This window comes from Streptococcus raffinosi (genome assembly GCF_030284685.1).
In the GTDB taxonomy this organism is placed as follows: Bacteria; Bacillota; Bacilli; order Lactobacillales; family Streptococcaceae; genus Streptococcus; species Streptococcus raffinosi.
On sequence record NZ_JASUZV010000003.1, the window covers coordinates 68,581 to 84,302 of the forward strand.

Below are 15,722 nucleotides of genomic sequence, written 5' to 3' on the forward strand. Positions count from 1 at the left end.
AAACTATGTACGATTATCTTATTGTTGGTGCTGGATTATCTGGCGCTATATTCGCACATGAAGCTACAAAACGTGGCAAAAAGGTAAAAGTGATTGACAAGCGTGATCACATCGGTGGAAATATCTACTGTGAAAATATTGAAGGCATCAATGTTCATAAATACGGTGCTCACATTTTCCATACGTCCAACAAAAAAATCTGGGACTATGTTAACCAGTTCGCTGAATTCAATAACTATATTAATTCTCCAGTAGCTAACTACAAGGGTAGTCTTTACAATCTTCCTTTCAACATGAATACCTTCTATGCCATGTGGGGAACCAAGACTCCGCAAGAAGTGAAGGACAAGATTGCGGAACAAACAGCTGATATGAAAGATGTTGAGCCAAAGAATCTTGAAGAACAAGCTATCAAGTTGATTGGTCCAGATATCTACGAAAAGTTGATTAAGGGCTATACAGAAAAGCAGTGGGGACGTTCTGCAACAGACCTTCCACCCTTTATCATCAAACGTCTTCCAGTCCGCTTGACCTTTGATAACAACTACTTTAATGACCGTTACCAAGGTATTCCAATCGGTGGTTACAATGTCATCATTGAAAATATGCTTGGCGATGTGGAAGTAGAACTTGGGGTTGATTTCTTCGCCAACCGTGAAGAACTGGAAAGTTCAGCTGAAAAGGTTGTCTTCACAGGCATGATTGACCAGTACTTTGACTATAAACATGGAGAGCTGGAGTATCGTAGTCTTCATTTTGAACACGAAGTCCTAGATGAGGAAAACCATCAAGGTAACGCAGTAGTTAACTATACAGAGCGTGAGATTCCTTATACTCGTATCATTGAGCACAAGCACTTCGAGTATGGAACCCAACCGAAGACGGTCATCACCCGTGAATATCCAGCAGATTGGAAACGGGGAGATGAACCTTACTACCCAATCAATGATGCTAAAAATAATGCTATGTTTGCCAAGTACCAAGAAGAAGCAACTAAAAATGACAAAGTTATCTTCTGTGGGCGCCTAGCAGACTATAAATACTACGATATGCACGTGGTGATTGAGCGTGCCTTAGAAGTCGTAGAGAAAGAATTTAGTAGATGACAGAAGAAAAAATTGATATCGTTGTCCTCTGGGTAGATGGCAGTAACCCGGAGTTTATCCGTGAGAAACAAGCTGTTTCCGGTCGAGTTTCAGATTGGAACCAAGAAATTGATGGAGAGCAACGTTATCGTGACTATGGTATTTTTAATTATTGGTTTCGAATGATTGAAAAACATGCTACTTGGGTAAATAATGTTTATTTAATCACTAACGGACAAAAACCTGACTGGTTGAACTTGGAGCATCCAAAACTTAGATGGATTACTCATAAGGAATTTATGCCTGAAGAGTACCTACCTACCTATAATTCTGCTGCTATTGAACTTAATCTCCATCGCATTGAAGGATTATCGGAGAATTATTTGTATTTCAATGATGATATGTACTTGATTAAAGATAGCCACCCTTCAGATTTTTATAAAAATGGTCAACCTAAGCTTTTAGCGGTGTATGATGCCATAGTTCCTTGGTCACCATTTACAAATACTTATCTCAATAATGTTGAGTTGATTTATCGTCATTTTCCAAATAAAAAAGCTTTAAAGTCGTCTCCTTGGAAGTTTTTTAATTATCGCTATGGGTCTTTGGTTCTGAAGAACTTGCTACTCTTACCATGGGGGCCGACGGGCTATGTGAATCAGCATTTGCCTGTACCGATGAAGAAGAGTACTTTGTCACATTTGTGGGACATTGAAAGTGAGACTTTGGATAGAACATCCAGAAATAAGATTAGAGATTATGGGGTAGATGTCAATCAATACATCTGTTCTCACTGGCAAATTGAAAGTAATCAGTTTTATCCTATGTCAAAGAATTTCGGAGAGACAATTGGTTTAAATCAAGTTAATAAACTTGATAGGATCTTTGAAGATAAACATAAAAAATTGCTTTATGTGAATGATGATAGTGACTTTAAGGAAGAAAACCTCATTCATTTTAAGCAAATCTTAAATGAATACTATCCTAAAAAATCAGCGTATGAAAAATGAGAAGTAAAAGATGAAATACTATTTAAAAGAAGAATTTTTACACGACAATAATGCTAAAAATGCGGGAAATAAAGCACGTAATGACGTTGAAGTGATTTTAAATGACCTAGGTTATGCCCCCTTAAAAGTTATAGTTGATGACTGGTATAAAATGAATGTTCTTAATGCTCAGATTCACAAATATAGAGCACTTTTGAGAGCCTTTAAACGCTTAAAGAAAAATGATGATATTGTGATACAATTTCCCTTGTTACATCATTCTTTGTTCATTAACAGTATACTAAAATCTCTTAAAAATAAAGGTGTTAACATCTATCTGCTGATTCATGATTTAGAGACCTTGCGTTTTGTAAATGACAAGACTCTCCCCTTTAGAATGAAGTTGCGGATGAAATTAACGGAAAGTGATACATTTCATAGTGTAACTGGCATTATTGCCCACAATCCTATTATGAAGTCGGTTTTGGTGGATAAAGGAGTGGCGGAAGATAAGATTGTCAGTCTTGGTATTTTTGACTATTTGATTCCAAATTTCCAAGAAAAGAACGAATTGTCAAAAAATCAGCCAATTATTGTGGCTGGTAACTTGGAACAAGAAAAAGCTGGCTATCTTTACTCACTTCCAAAAGAACCTGCTTATAACCTTTATGGTGTAGGTTTTGACGAGAGTAGAGCCCTTGAAAACGAGACCTACTTTGGTTCTTTCCTACCTGATGAGCTTCCTGCAGCCCTAAAGGGTGGTTTTGGTCTTGTCTGGGATGGAGAAAGTGCTGAGACCTGTAGTGGTGTGTTTGGTGAATACCTACGTTACAACAATTCTCACAAGGCGTCACTATACTTAGCCTCAGGTTTCCCGATTGTAGTCTGGAAACAGTCAGCCTTGTCTCATTTTGTTCTTGAGCAGGGTTGCGGTATTGCAGTAGAGTCTCTTCATGATTTGAAGGCTACCATTGAAAATCTCTCAGATGACGATTACCAAACCTTGGTTGAAAACACCAAGCGTGTCGGTAAGGAGATTCGTGATGGTCACTACCTAATTACTGCGCTTAACAATTTAAAGTAAGATAAAACTCCTCATTTTATTGAGGAGTTTTTGCATTATTTAGAAACCTCAAACTGGTACTGGGTTCCTGGAACCTTCCCATTTGAGTAGATAGCTTTGATATAGTCGTCATATGTAATTGACTTAGATTTTCCTGCTTTTACAAGCTCTTGGTCACGCCAGATATATGGATCAGTGGCGTTACTATCTCGTTTGATAAGATAAAGATATTCAATATAGGTTCTATTATCGACAAAGGTACCAGCAACCTTTTCTTTACCATTATCAGATCGCGTATACATACGAGTTGTTCCACCTCCGTCGAGTAGGAAGGCAAGACGAATATTTGAGTAACCTAAATCTTTCAAAAGGTGATAAACGTCTTCGTGATTTAATCCTTTATTGAGGGACTTGTGGCCGTAGGTTTGAATAATACGGATAATGCCATCATAGGTCTCTACATAAATAGAGCGTGCATTAGGTTGGTCAGGATCACCTTTCTCCCATGACTTGTCAACCTTTTTATCTTTAATGAGTATACCAAAGGCGCCGGTATCCCAACCGTTGCTTCCCATATGTGTGAACATTTTGGCTGTATCTATATTTGGGTAGGTTCCTGCACTGATATTGTTTTGATCATCGCCATAAAGAAGGCCAGTTTTGCCAAGTTCGATTTCCTTTTGAGCGAAAGGACGATCTAGACCTTCATAAGACCAAAATCCTGAGTTAATCAGAGCAATGGCTTCACGACGTTTAGCTTCGTACTTAATACTTTGCTCTGTGAGTTCAGGATTATTATCTTCGGTTCTTCCTTTTTGGAGGACGTATTTTCCGTCTTTTTTAAAAGAAAGGATTTGCATGTCTACATTTTTAATACTACCAGTCTCAAGAAGAATTGATTGATCTAGTAGTTCCTTATTTTTGATGGTGAAACTCAATCCATCCTTATTAGACGGCATGGAGAGCTTTTTTATATCACGTTGATTAAAGTAAATAGTGACATAGAGTAGTCCAGCCACGACACCTGTTAAGATTAGAAGAACAAGCACTATTCTTAAAATATTTTTCAATTTCATACTATTATTATAAACAATCCGGGCTAACAAAACAATCTAATTCTTTCTAAATTTGAAAAAATAAGAATATTTTTCTGCAATAATACTGGAAAGCGTTTTCTAAAAGGTCTATAATAGAGGTAAATCAGTCATGGATGTAATTACTACCATGGCTTTACCATTTTCTGAAGGAGTGTCTTTTATTAGATGCCATGCTAGTGTTTAATAGTATACCTAAAGATACATAGGGCTTCTTCAGTTTATGAATCCGATTTCTGCTTTAGAGGTGATAATATGAAAGAATTTTATTTGATGAGACATGGGCAAACATGTTTTAACGTTCAGCATAGGCTTCAAGGGGTCTGTGATGCTCCTTTGACAGAAGTTGGAATCGAACAGGCTAAGAAGGCAGGTCAGTATCTAGCTAAGCAAGAACCCATTTTAGACCATCTCTTTTCTTCAACATCTGAGAGAGCTAGTGATACTCTAGAAATTGTAACTGGAAGAACAGACTATGAAAGGCTTAAAGGGCTTAAAGGACAGGATTTTGGAGCCTTTGAGGGGCAGCCAGAGTATCTGCTTCCGAAACCTTTACCAGATGGTCAGGGGTTTGGAGATTACTTTCTTCAATTTGGTGGTGAGAGCACTACTCAGGTTCGGGATCGTATGGAGTTGACGGTTAGAGCCATCATGGAGAGTGTGGCTGAAGGTTCTAAGTCCTTACTGGTTAGTCATGGTCCATCTATTTTACAGTTTTGTAGACGTGTTTTAAATCCGACTCCAGAATTACATGGTCTAAAAAATTGTTGTATCTTACATTTTAGTTATGATCAAGGTCAATTTGCATTGGTTTCGATTTATAATCCGGTAGAGGAAGAGTATATTTTCGGAGGCGAAGAATGACACGGTTTTATTTGATGCGACATGGGCAAACACTTTTTAACACACTTAATCGTATCCAAGGTTGGTGCGATTCCCCTTTGACCGAAAAGGGGAGAGACCAAGCTCGTCAGGTTAGGGCTTATTTTCAAAAACATTATCTGACCTTTGACCAATATTATTGCACGACAACGGAGAGGGCTTCTGATACTTTAGAGTTGGCGACAGGACAAACTGACTACCATAGGGTAAAGGGCCTTAAGGAAATGAATTTTGGTATTTTTGAGGGTCAACCTGAATATCTTCACCCCAAGACAACTATTGTAGGGCATTTTGGTGACCATTATGCTCAGTTTGGTGGGGAAAGTCAGGACCAATTTGTTGCTCGTGTAGTGAAAAGTGCTAGGGAAATAGTCAATAAACATCCCGATCAATCCATCTTGGCTGTTAGTCATGCTGGGGCTTTGATGACTTTTTTACATGCTGTGGAGCCAGAGCGTGAGTTTCAGTCTTGCCCAGGTAATTGTGCCATCTTAGTTTTCGATTATGATGGGACTGATTTTCACTTTATCAAACTCATCGATCCAATAGCTGATCGAGAGTTTTCGGATTTCTAGAAGCTTTCTCATGTCAAAGATAGTAAGATGCCCTTTCTTAGTGTATAATGAAAGGGTATCTTAAATTTTGGAGTATCTATGAAGTTTACAAAAAATCAATTTATTTGGTTGGCTGTCCTTTTTTTCAGTTGTTTTTTGATATACACTTACTGGGAAACAGTTGTTTCAATTTGTAACACCATTTTTGTTGCCAGCCAGCCCTTCTTGGTAGGAGCAGGAATAGCTTTTGTGGTCAATATCTTGATGTCTTTTTATGAAAAATGGCTAGTCAAGCTTGTTCCTTTTGCTTTTACCCATAAAATCAAACGCCCCATTTCTTTGATTTTAGCCTTTGCGACCATTGGTTTAGTCTTTACCTGGGTAGTCTTTACCGTTCTTCCAGATTTGATTGATAGTATCAATACACTGATTAGTCAAGATAGATCGGCTATTAATAACCTGATTAATTGGTTACTTAAAAATAAGTCTTTGCAAAAAGTTATTCAAGATTTTGGTGGTGTGACTCAGGTTAGAGAGCTGATTAATACTTACAGTGCTCAATTACTTCAACAGATTATGAATGGTTTGACAAGCTTCTTGACGTCATTAACGAGTTTACCGTCAACCTTGATTAACCTCTTTATCAGTATCGTCTTTTCTTGCTATGTCTTGGCTAGCAAAGAAAAACTTGGTAATCAGGTCAATCGCTTGGTAGAGGTTTATTTAGGTCGTTTTGGTAAGACGTTCCATTATGTCGTTGGGATTCTCAATAATCGTTTCCGTAATTTCTTTGTTTATCAGTCTCTTGAGGCATGTATTTTGGGGACTTTATGTTATATTGGGATGCGTATCTTTGATTTTCCATATGCTGCGACCATCTCTATCTTGATTGGATTCTCAGCTATGATTCCAGTTGTGGGAGCCTACATTGGTGTGACGATTGGTACCATTTTGATTATGACTCATTCAGTGACTTTGGCACTTTTGTTTATTGCTTATGTGGTTATATTGCAACAGTTCGAGGGAAATCTCATCTATCCGTATGTTGTTGGTGGTTCTACTGGTCTGCCTGGTATATGGGTTATCTTCGCCATCACCATCGGATCAGCCTTAGGTGGCATCCTAGGTATGCTGGTTTCTGTGCCAGTAGCTGCGACCCTTTATCAGATTGTTAAGGACAATGTGGTTAAACGTGAACAGGACAAGACAGCTAAGTCGCTTGAAACTAAATATTAAGTGAAACAGACTACGGTCTGTTTTTTGATACGCTTGACTAAACATCGTCAGCAACAAGGATAGTTGTGTTGGATTGTCTATATCATAGAGTATTATGATACTACATTGATATAAGTGGTTTTTGATCTTATTAATAGAATTTTTAGTATTTAGATACTATTTATACATAATGGATTTTCTTATCTGATTCACACAATTTTCAAAAAAATGCTAGAATAAAACTATCAAGATTTTCCTATCTTTCCGAAGAAATAGTGGAAGTATTGCTTACGTGCAGAAATTAAGAATTTATAAATGTGTTAAGGATAAGGTGTGAGATATGATAGAATCAACAAGACCTGAGCTTTCGACTTATCAAGAAGAACGGTTAGCTAAATTTGTGAGTGACAATCAAAAACTTGGCAAGGGTCAAATTGTGTTTGCTGGAGACTCGATTACAGAATTTTTTTCCTTGAAAAAATATTTAGGAAGAGACCTCCCTTTGATTAATCGTGGAATTGCAGGAACAGATTCCGTTTGGCTCTTAGAGCATCTTAGAGAGCAGGTTTTAGATTTAGAGCCTGATAAATTAATCATCTTGATTGGTATTAACGACATTGGACGAGGCTATCCTATTCGAGATATCGTCAATCGTATTTCGGATATGGTTATGGCAGTTCGTCAAGAATCACTTTCAACAGAGATTTATTTGCTGAGTGTCTTTCCAGTCAGTGAAAGGTTAGAACATCGCTCAAAGGTAAAAGTAAGGAATAATACGACGGTTTCTGAGCTCAATCAAGAACTTGCTGTTCTTCCTGGTGTGACCTATGTGGACCTTTTTGACTATCTAGTGGATGATCAAAGTCAGTTAGATGAGAAATATACAACTGATGGTCTTCATTTAACCCCATTAGGCTATCAAGCCATAGCAGAACCAATCATAAGGGAGATTTTAGAATGAGGGTAGGTTTAGTCCTGGAAGGTGGAGGCATGCGTGGCCTGTATACAGCTGGTGTTTTAGATGCCTTTTTAGAGGCTGGTATCAAGGTTGATGGGGTAGTTTCAGTGTCTGCAGGGGCGCTTTTTGGTGTCAATTACTTGTCCAATCAACCTAAGAGGGCATTGCGCTATAACAAGCGTTTTATGGGAGACCGGCGTTACATGAGTTTCTGGTCCTGGTTAACAACTGGTAACTTTGTTAATAAGGAATTTTCCTACTACAAGGTGCCAATGGAACTAGATGTTTTTGATCAGGAGGCTTTTGCTGAGTCAGGGGTTCCTTTCTATGTGGTTACTACAGATATTGAGACAGGGAAGCCAGACTATATCAAGATTGACCATGTCTTTGAACAGATGGAAGCCCTTCGTGCCAGTTCCGCCCTCCCCTTGGTTTCTGAGATTGTAGACTACAAGGGTAAGCGTTATATGGATGGTGGCCTTTCTGACAGTCTTCCTGTTGGTTTTATGGAAAACTTAGGCTTTGATAAGCTTATTGTCATACTTACTCGTCCTAAGGGCTATCGTAAACAGCCTTCAAAAACCAGCAAGAGACTCTACAAGATTTTTTATCGAAAATACCCGGAATTTGTGAAAGTGGCTTCAAACCGCCATCTTCACTACAATAAGAGCATTGAGAAAATTGAGGCTTTGGAAAAATCTGGAAAACTGTATGCCATTCGTCCAGAACATGCACTTAAAGTCGGGCGTTTAGAAAAAGATCCAGAAAAGTTTGAAGCCATCTATCAAGAAGGACTGAAACAAATGCGAACCAATATTAATGATCTCAAAACCTTTCTTCAAGACAAGTAAAAAACGTGCCATTGCGCACGTTTTTTTTACTTGTTAGATTGTCGAGCTTGTTTGCGTTCTTTGACTTTTTGTCGATGGTCTTTTTCGTTAAGATAAATCAAGTATAGAAGTCCAACTGGGACAAGGCATAAGAGCCAGAAATAAACAGGTAGTCTATTACTTCCTTTAGTATTAGTGGTTGCATTACCCTTTTGGTTACTTCCAAAATCGAACCAGCCTTTAACTTTAGTAGCCTTAACCGAAGTAGCTTTGATTTTAGGTGAGACTGTTTTTAGGCCATTATCAACCACAATTTGGTCATCTTTGACAGAGATTTTAGGTTCTTGGCCTTTTTTAACAGTGGCATAGACATCTTTTGCGACATCATATTTTTTACCGTCAATTTTTTGCTCGCCTTTACTTAAAACTTTCTTGTAAGAGAAGTCTTTGTACATTTTCTCAACAAGAGCATTCCCAAATGTATGGCGAATTTCTTCCCCTGTTTGGTCAGACCAGTCACCAGAACCCATGATGACAGCAATCATACGCTGATCGCCACGTTTAATAGTATTGATATAGTTGAAGGCACCTTCTGGACTAGAACCTGTCTTCAAACCATCAACTCCCTCAATACCGTATTTAGCACCAGGGATAGAGTAGTTGTAGGTTTCGAAGGTTTCCTCATAAGGTGTTCCTTTTTTAACCGTTACAACTGGCTTGTTGGTGTAATTGAGAATTTTTGGATACTTCTTGATAAAGTTATAGGTCATGATGGCCAGATCACGTGCAGTTGTCTGGTTGGTTTGGTTGATATCATAGCGTTGGGGGCTGTAGTAGCCTTTAAAGGCTACGGCAACAGCACCAGAAGCATTGTACCATTTGGTATGGGTCATTCCCAGCTCTTTAGACTTCTCATTCATCTTGTCAATCCATTTATCTGGATCATTTTTGGTCAGATAATTGGCTAACATTACGGTTGTAACGTTTGAAGACGGCACAGCAGTCATGGTAATGAGTTCTGAAACGGTATATTGGACACCAGCGACAATCTTATTATTGGAAATTTCATAGATCTCAGCTATAGCTTGATCGGTAGGAGTAGCTGTGATGACAGTATCTTCTGAAATCTCACCTTTAGACATGGCTTCAAAGACCAGATAAAGCGTCATAGCCTTGGACATAGAGGCAGGGTCACGGACTTCATCAGCGTTTTCTTCCCAGAGGACGTCACCAGTATTTCCATCAATTAGGAGAGTGGACTTAGGACGATAGGCCTCCGTAGCTTCAGTATAGCCAGCGGCATGTGTGATATCCATTAACTCGTCAGCACTAGACAAACTTGGTGCTAGAGCCAGACAAGCTGTTAAAAGGATGGCAACAATTTTCTTTTTCATAATGTGTCTCCTTTATTATCTATGAGGCTCTGACTTAGCAAGAACCTCCTCACATTCAATAATAGTAAAAGCATGTCACTCAAACTGAAATTTTCTTATTTGATAGTGACTATTATTCCCATTATACCATATAAAACCTAGTCTTTTAGCATCCTTGGAGAATTTAATGCAATTTTTAGAATCTATTGAATGTTGTAGGCAATAGTGCTGGTGACAAGAAAAAACGAGCTATTTGCTCGTTACTTGTCATTTTTTATGGTTGTTACTTGATGGTAAATCATAAACCATGTCTCATTTCGACGCCAGATACTGGTATGGAAATTTCCCTCCAATTCGTAACTGATTAATTTGGTTTTTTGACTTACAGATGTCATCTTAAAGTCTTTATAATTGTTAAGGAGCGGTTGTTGGTTAGCAATGACTTCTTGGCGGTTGTGATGATGTCCATTTTCATCAATCAAGTAGAAATCAGGGGCTAAAAGATTTTCATAGTCAGGGATTTTTGATAGAAATATCTTTTCATTTCGAGAAAGTTTATGGAGGACATTGCCATAAATCTCATCCTCAGGAATTGCAGCTGGTTCGACATGGACATCAGTGTCGTAGACAGAGAAACGCTTGCTGAGGACTTTTTCGATTTGTTCAGTGATGGCATGACTCTCGTAAACAGAGAGGTCGGGGTTCATTTCAACAACAATGTCAAGGTAGATATTACTCCCATAGGAACGGCCACGTTGCTTTTTAACTTTGGTAACTTTAGGAATCTCCAGAATGGCTTTTTCATAGGCCTTGAGATTTTTCTTATCGAAACCATCTGATAAACTAAAGGTTGCTTCCATGAAGATATCATAGGCTGTCTTTAGGATGAAAAAAGTGATGATAATGGCAGTAATATAGTCAATGATGGTAAGGTTGAAAGATGCTGCGACGATGGCAATTGAGGTTCCGATAGAGGTCACAGCATCAGAGAGATTGTCTTTAGCAGCCGCAATGAGGGCGCTGGACTTCAGTTTTTTGGCAAGACTCTTATTGTAAAAGTAGACGCTACACATGACGATGGCAGAGAGGACTCCAACAGTAGCACCAAGAGGATCAACTACAGTTTCAATTCTTAGAAAAATCTTTCGGACTGTTTGGATAAGGACTTGGAAGCCCACTACAAACATGATGAAGGAGGTGATTAAGCTTGATAAGTCTTCAATCTTCCAATGGCCAAACCTGTGGTCTGAATCGGCTGGTTGACTAGCCAGGTGTAGTCCAATGAGGAGAGCTACATTTCCCAAGATATCTGACAAGTTGTTGAAACCATCAGCTATCAAAGAGCTAGAGTTTAAAAAGTGTCCAGCGAGAAGTTTCGCTATTGTTAGAAGCATGTAGGCTACGATACTAACGATGGGACCTCGCCTCGCTGCCCGTAAGTTTTCATACGTCGTCATAGAATTACCCTTTTGTTTAAATACAAGTGTTTATTATAGCATAAAATGATAGCTTATTAAAGGTTGTATTGGTTTTTATCGTAATGCTTGTTCGATTTTAAAATGAGAGTCAGAAGGAGAATGCAAAGAGTCAGCCTTTTTCAGTATTTTCCGAATATTCCCTACACATTTATGGTATAATTTAGGGGATAAAACAGTCTAAAAAAGAGGTTTTTATGGAACATTCGACATGGCATAGGCTTTTGAAAGAAGCTTTGCCGGACCATTATTTTTCAAAGATAAATCAGTTTATGGACCAGGTTTATAGCCAGGGAATCGTCTATCCCCCACGTGACAAGGTTTTTAATGCTTTGTTAGAGACTCCTTTCGAAGAGGTTCGGGTGGTTATCCTAGGACAGGATCCTTATCATGGTCCTAATCAGGCTCAAGGCTTGTCATTTTCAGTGCCTGAGACGATTCCAGCCCCCCCTTCTTTGGTTAATATTCTCAAAGAATTGGGAGAGGATCTTGGGCCTAGAACGCATCATGATTTAACGACATGGGCCAAGCAGGGAGTGCTATTGCTTAATGCTTGTCTGACTGTTCCAGCAGGTCAAGCCAATGGGCATGCCGGTCAGATTTGGGAACCTTTCACAGATGCTGTTATCAAGGTCCTCAATCAAAAAGATAGCCCCGTTGTCTTTATACTTTGGGGCGGCTATGCTCGTAAGAAGAAGTCTCTAGTGACTAATCCTAAGCATGCCATTATTGAAAGTGCCCACCCGAGTCCCTTGTCGGCCTATCGTGGTTTCTTTGGTAGTAAGCCTTTTTCAAAAGCCAATGCCTACCTTGTCTCTCAAGGCCAATCCCCAATTGATTGGTTGAAGTAAAATAGAAAGTTGGAAGATTATGTTACTTATTAAAAATGGTCGTGTTGTCGACCCTAAATCAGGTTTAGACACACAATCTGACGTTCTTATTGATGGTAAAAAAGTCGTTAAAATCGCTGAAAATATTGACGCAGGTGATGCTCAAGTCATTGATGCGACTGGTCTTGTGGTTGCTCCTGGATTGGTGGATATCCATGTTCATTTCCGTGAACCAGGCCAAACCCACAAGGAAGACATTCATACTGGTGCCTTAGCAGCGGCGGCGGGTGGCTTTACGACTGTTGTAATGATGGCTAACACCAATCCAACGATTTCAGACAAGGAAACCTTGGAGGAAGTCTTGACTTCAGCAGCTAAGGAAAATATCCATGTGAAGTCTGTAGCAACTATTACAAAGAACTTTGATGGTGAAAACATCACTGATTTCAAGGGCTTGCTTGAAGCAGGTGCTGCTGGTTTCTCAGATGACGGCATTCCATTGACCAATGCTGGAATTGTCAAGAAGGCCATGGAGTTGGCTAAAGAGAATAATACCTTTATCAGTCTTCACGAGGAGGATCCTGATCTTAATGGTATTCTCGGTTTCAATGAAAATATTGCTAAAAAAGAATTTCATATTTGTGGGGCAACTGGCGTAGCTGAGTACAGTATGATTGCGCGTGATGTCATGATTGCTTATGATACCCAAGCCCATGTTCATATTCAACACTTATCAAAAGCTGAATCTGTCAAAGTGGTTGAATTTGCTCAAAAACTTGGAGCACAAGTCACAGCGGAAGTAGCACCACAGCACTTCTCAAAAACTGAAGAACTCTTGCTTTCAAAAGGTGCTAATGCCAAGATGAATCCACCACTTCGTTTGGAATCTGACCGTCAAGCCGTTATTGAGGGATTGAAATCTGGAGTGATAACTGTTATTGCCACAGACCACGCGCCACACCATGCTGACGAAAAGAATGTGGCTGATGTGACTAAAGCCCCATCAGGAATGACAGGACTTGAAACGTCTCTATCTCTTGGATTGACATACTTGGTCGATGCAGGCCATTTGAGTTTAATTGAGCTATTGAAAGTGATGACCAGCAATCCATCTGAGCTTTATGGCTTCGATGCCGGTTATTTGGCTGAAAATGGACCAGCTGACCTTGTGATCTTTGCAGATAAGGAAAAGCGTCAGGTCACAGCAGACTTTAAGTCTAAAGCGTCCAATTCACCATTTGTCGGTGAAGAGCTTACAGGAAGTGTCAAATACACTATCTGTGACGGTGAGATTGTTTATCAAGCCTAAGTTTACGCCCCTTCTTATTTGAGAAACCGAATGAAATTGTTATGGTTTTGTCTATTGCCATTTCTTTTGGTTTTAGGGCTAGCAGTAAGGAGAGAATATGAAAAAATTTTTGATTTGGCTTGGTTGTTTAATAGCTTTTATAGTCCCCGTAATTTCTGTTAAAGCTGATGACGTTAGTTACCGTATCCCCTCATACAAAGGGCATCTAAGTATTTCGGATAATAGTAGTGCTACATTTACGCAGGAAATTACTTATGATTTTGAGAGTGATTACCATGGGCAATATGTCACATTAGGTAGTGCAAAGCCAGTTCCAGATGGTTTTTACATTAGTGGTAATCCAACAGTAACAGCGACAGTAAATGGCCAAACCAAACCCTATGTTAGGGTTGAAGCATCAGAGTTATCAGATGGAACTAAGCTGAAAGTTTACAACCAGGGGCATAGTGGTGATAAAGTTGTTCTTAAGGTTACTTGGCAAATTAATCGTATTTTAAATCTTTATTCAGATATTGCTGTCCTCAATTGGTTTCCGATTTCCGATTGGGATAAGTCGATTGGTCATGTTGATTTTACTGTTGATGGTTTAGATTCCAATAAGGGTGAGCTTTATGCTCATGCAGGATTTTTCCAAAAAAATCCTCAGGTTCAAAGGACGGATGAAGGCTATAATATTCAGTTTGATCATTTTCCTGCAAAGGGGAAACTTGAACTTCATGCTTATTGGCCTATGACACCAAGTCTAAAATCTAAAAATTCCACTAATATCATCAATAGTTCAGCTAAAGATAAATTCCTAAAACAGGAAAATGATATTGTGAGAAATAGAAAGATTTACCACATCATTTTCTATGGTCTTTTACCAGGACTTCTCCTCGTCCTATTTGTTTTGGCAATCGTGTTTTATAGTTCAGTCTTGAGGAGCACTAGGCCACCACGTTTTCCAAAGGATAGTAGACTTTATGACATCCCTCAAAATCTAGCTCCTCTAGTTCTTGCTCAGAACGTCTACAACCAACGATTTGACATTAGTGGTCTGAATAGTGTGACTTATCCACTATCCTTTAACCATATGGTTCAAGCAACGATACTGGATCTTATAGATAGAGGAAATTTATCCTTTAATCAATCAAGGGGAGAGCCAATTCTTGAATTTATTAAAAGTGATGGTTTAGCCGATTTTGAAGTAGCTTTTATTGACATGCTTTTTGATGGTCAAAGTCAAGTCAAAGAGAAAGATATGTTCTCACGATACTATATCAACGAAGATGAAATTGAAGGTCAGTATAAAAAAGCTAAAAATAGGACAGAAAGAGATAAGCTTCGTTCTATAGGTAGAAATATTAGAAGTCTGTTTTTAGAAGATGCTACAAGGGTTACCCAAGGTGTCGAAAATCAAGAAAAGCAACTCGGATTACCAAGCCTGTATAGGCAGCTGACTCCTTCAGAAACGCATTTATCTTCAGTAGCAAACATAATGTTTATATCTCTTTATGTACTCATTGCTATTGGTTTCTTCCTTCTCTCAATTGGTTTCTCCTCTAATTTATCCTTTTTATATTTACTCATTTTCTTCCCAGTTATTACCATGCATCTTATTTATCGTCTTCAAATTAATGGGCGGGCAAACGGGTGCCTTGTTCCAGAAAACTCGGATATTTATTATCAATGGCATAGTTTTAACAACATGATTAAGAGTATCGAGCAGTTTAATCAAGCAGAATTACAATCCATTGTTTTATGGAATCGTATTCTAGTTTATGCGACACTTTATGGACAGGCTAAGAAAGTTAGTGACGTCCTGAAACGTTACAACATTCACCTTAGCAATCCATCTTTAGATGCCTTCACTTATTCACCTGTATCTTTTGCCATGCTCTATAATTCAACTGCATTGCAAAACTATGTTTCTGCTTCAGATACCGTAAGTAACTTCTCTATTAACTCAAGTAGTGGTAGTGGAGGCTTTAGTGGTGGTGGCTTCTCTGGTGGAGGAGGCGGAGGAGGTGGAGGTGCCTTCTAATTCTTTAACCAATTGAATACTATCACCTGATAGAGACACTCA

Annotated in this window: 14 protein-coding genes; 11 read left to right on the forward strand and 3 right to left on the reverse strand. The window is 38.8% G+C overall.

The features are described 5' to 3' along the window. Window positions 1-5: 5 nt before the first annotated feature. The 3 genes from glf to QRD39_RS02925 are packed head-to-tail and all read left to right on the forward strand — an operon-like array spanning window position 6 to window position 3,158. Window positions 6-1,106 (forward strand): UDP-galactopyranose mutase, encoded by a 1,101-nt coding sequence (gene glf, locus QRD39_RS02915; RefSeq protein ID WP_285955599.1) that lies wholly within the window; start codon window positions 6-8, stop codon window positions 1,104-1,106. Continuing rightward, window positions 1,103-2,095 (forward strand): stealth family protein, encoded by a 993-nt coding sequence (locus QRD39_RS02920; protein ID WP_285955600.1) that lies wholly within the window; start codon window positions 1,103-1,105, stop codon window positions 2,093-2,095. The genes glf and QRD39_RS02920 overlap by 4 nt, the downstream gene beginning before the upstream one ends. A gap of 10 nt (window positions 2,096-2,105) precedes the next feature. Beyond that, on the forward strand, window positions 2,106-3,158 hold the full coding sequence (locus QRD39_RS02925) for a glycosyltransferase (RefSeq protein ID WP_285955601.1): 1,053 nt from the start codon (window positions 2,106-2,108) through the stop codon (window positions 3,156-3,158). A 35-nt stretch (window positions 3,159-3,193) separates the two neighbouring features. Here QRD39_RS02925 and QRD39_RS02930 read toward each other — a convergent pair whose 3' ends face one another. Next, on the reverse strand, window positions 3,194-4,213 hold the full coding sequence (locus QRD39_RS02930; protein ID WP_285955602.1) for a phosphodiester glycosidase family protein: 1,020 nt from the start codon (window positions 4,211-4,213) through the stop codon (window positions 3,194-3,196). Between the two features lie 273 nt (window positions 4,214-4,486). On the opposite strand from QRD39_RS02930, the gene QRD39_RS02935 reads away from it, so the two are divergent. The 5 genes from QRD39_RS02935 (at window position 4,487) to QRD39_RS02955 (ending at window position 8,691) form a co-directional block, all read left to right on the forward strand. Beyond that, a complete protein-coding gene (locus tag QRD39_RS02935; RefSeq protein ID WP_285955603.1) occupies window positions 4,487-5,095 on the forward strand; it encodes a histidine phosphatase family protein in 609 nt (202 codons plus the stop codon). Beyond that, window positions 5,092-5,688, forward strand: a complete 597-nt coding sequence (locus QRD39_RS02940) for a histidine phosphatase family protein (RefSeq protein ID WP_285955604.1) — start codon at window positions 5,092-5,094, stop codon at window positions 5,686-5,688. Before QRD39_RS02935 ends, QRD39_RS02940 begins: the two co-directional genes overlap by 4 nt. Before the next feature lie 78 nt (window positions 5,689-5,766). After that, window positions 5,767-6,903 (forward strand): AI-2E family transporter, encoded by a 1,137-nt coding sequence (locus QRD39_RS02945; RefSeq protein ID WP_285955605.1) that lies wholly within the window; start codon window positions 5,767-5,769, stop codon window positions 6,901-6,903. A 319-nt stretch (window positions 6,904-7,222) separates the two neighbouring features. Continuing rightward, on the forward strand, window positions 7,223-7,843 hold the full coding sequence (locus QRD39_RS02950; protein WP_285955606.1) for an SGNH/GDSL hydrolase family protein: 621 nt from the start codon (window positions 7,223-7,225) through the stop codon (window positions 7,841-7,843). Then, window positions 7,840-8,691: a patatin-like phospholipase family protein gene (locus QRD39_RS02955; RefSeq protein ID WP_285955607.1), complete on the forward strand. Its 852-nt coding sequence runs from the start codon at window positions 7,840-7,842 to the stop codon at window positions 8,689-8,691. Before QRD39_RS02950 ends, QRD39_RS02955 begins: the two co-directional genes overlap by 4 nt. Before the next feature lie 26 nt (window positions 8,692-8,717). Here QRD39_RS02955 and QRD39_RS02960 read toward each other — a convergent pair whose 3' ends face one another. Both QRD39_RS02960 and QRD39_RS02965 read right to left on the reverse strand, forming a co-directional pair. Continuing rightward, window positions 8,718-10,064: a DUF1958 domain-containing protein gene (locus QRD39_RS02960; protein WP_285955608.1), complete on the reverse strand. Its 1,347-nt coding sequence runs from the start codon at window positions 10,062-10,064 to the stop codon at window positions 8,718-8,720. 239 nt (window positions 10,065-10,303) lie between these two features. Beyond that, window positions 10,304-11,500, reverse strand: a complete 1,197-nt coding sequence (locus QRD39_RS02965) for a cation diffusion facilitator family transporter (RefSeq protein WP_285955609.1) — start codon at window positions 11,498-11,500, stop codon at window positions 10,304-10,306. Between the two features lie 215 nt (window positions 11,501-11,715). Here QRD39_RS02965 and QRD39_RS02970 point away from each other — a divergent pair, with 215 nt between their 5' ends. The 3 genes from QRD39_RS02970 to QRD39_RS02980 all read left to right on the forward strand — a co-directional run bounded on the left by QRD39_RS02970 (window position 11,716) and on the right by QRD39_RS02980 (window position 15,680). Then, on the forward strand, window positions 11,716-12,369 hold the full coding sequence (locus tag QRD39_RS02970; RefSeq protein ID WP_285955610.1) for a uracil-DNA glycosylase: 654 nt from the start codon (window positions 11,716-11,718) through the stop codon (window positions 12,367-12,369). Window positions 12,370-12,388: 19 nt separating this feature from the next. After that, complete coding sequence (locus QRD39_RS02975; RefSeq protein ID WP_285955611.1) at window positions 12,389-13,657, forward strand: dihydroorotase; 1,269 nt, start codon at window positions 12,389-12,391, stop codon at window positions 13,655-13,657. A 97-nt stretch (window positions 13,658-13,754) separates the two neighbouring features. Further along, a complete protein-coding gene (locus QRD39_RS02980) occupies window positions 13,755-15,680 on the forward strand; it encodes a DUF2207 domain-containing protein (RefSeq protein ID WP_285955612.1) in 1,926 nt (641 codons plus the stop codon). The last annotated feature ends 42 nt before the right edge of the window (window positions 15,681-15,722 follow it).

Bases quoted from the DNA above. Each gene is read 5' to 3' on its own strand.
- QRD39_RS02945 (WP_285955605.1), top strand. From the start codon at position 5,767: ATGAAGTTTACAAAAAATCAATTTATTTGGTTGGCTGTCCTTTTTTTC.
- QRD39_RS02940 (WP_285955604.1), top strand. From the start codon at position 5,092: ATGACACGGTTTTATTTGATGCGACATGGGCAAACACTTTTTAACACA.
- QRD39_RS02965 (WP_285955609.1), bottom strand. From the start codon at position 11,500: ATGACGACGTATGAAAACTTACGGGCAGCGAGGCGAGGTCCCATCGTT.
- glf (WP_285955599.1), top strand. From the start codon at position 6: ATGTACGATTATCTTATTGTTGGTGCTGGATTATCTGGCGCTATATTC.
- QRD39_RS02925 (WP_285955601.1), top strand. From the start codon at position 2,106: ATGAAATACTATTTAAAAGAAGAATTTTTACACGACAATAATGCTAAA.
- QRD39_RS02935 (WP_285955603.1), top strand. From the start codon at position 4,487: ATGAAAGAATTTTATTTGATGAGACATGGGCAAACATGTTTTAACGTT.
- QRD39_RS02950 (WP_285955606.1), top strand. From the start codon at position 7,223: ATGATAGAATCAACAAGACCTGAGCTTTCGACTTATCAAGAAGAACGG.
- QRD39_RS02975 (WP_285955611.1), top strand. From the start codon at position 12,389: ATGTTACTTATTAAAAATGGTCGTGTTGTCGACCCTAAATCAGGTTTA.
- QRD39_RS02930 (WP_285955602.1), bottom strand. From the start codon at position 4,213: ATGAAATTGAAAAATATTTTAAGAATAGTGCTTGTTCTTCTAATCTTA.
- QRD39_RS02920 (WP_285955600.1), top strand. From the start codon at position 1,103: ATGACAGAAGAAAAAATTGATATCGTTGTCCTCTGGGTAGATGGCAGT.
- QRD39_RS02970 (WP_285955610.1), top strand. From the start codon at position 11,716: ATGGAACATTCGACATGGCATAGGCTTTTGAAAGAAGCTTTGCCGGAC.
- QRD39_RS02960 (WP_285955608.1), bottom strand. From the start codon at position 10,064: ATGAAAAAGAAAATTGTTGCCATCCTTTTAACAGCTTGTCTGGCTCTA.
- QRD39_RS02980 (WP_285955612.1), top strand. From the start codon at position 13,755: ATGAAAAAATTTTTGATTTGGCTTGGTTGTTTAATAGCTTTTATAGTC.
- QRD39_RS02955 (WP_285955607.1), top strand. From the start codon at position 7,840: ATGAGGGTAGGTTTAGTCCTGGAAGGTGGAGGCATGCGTGGCCTGTAT.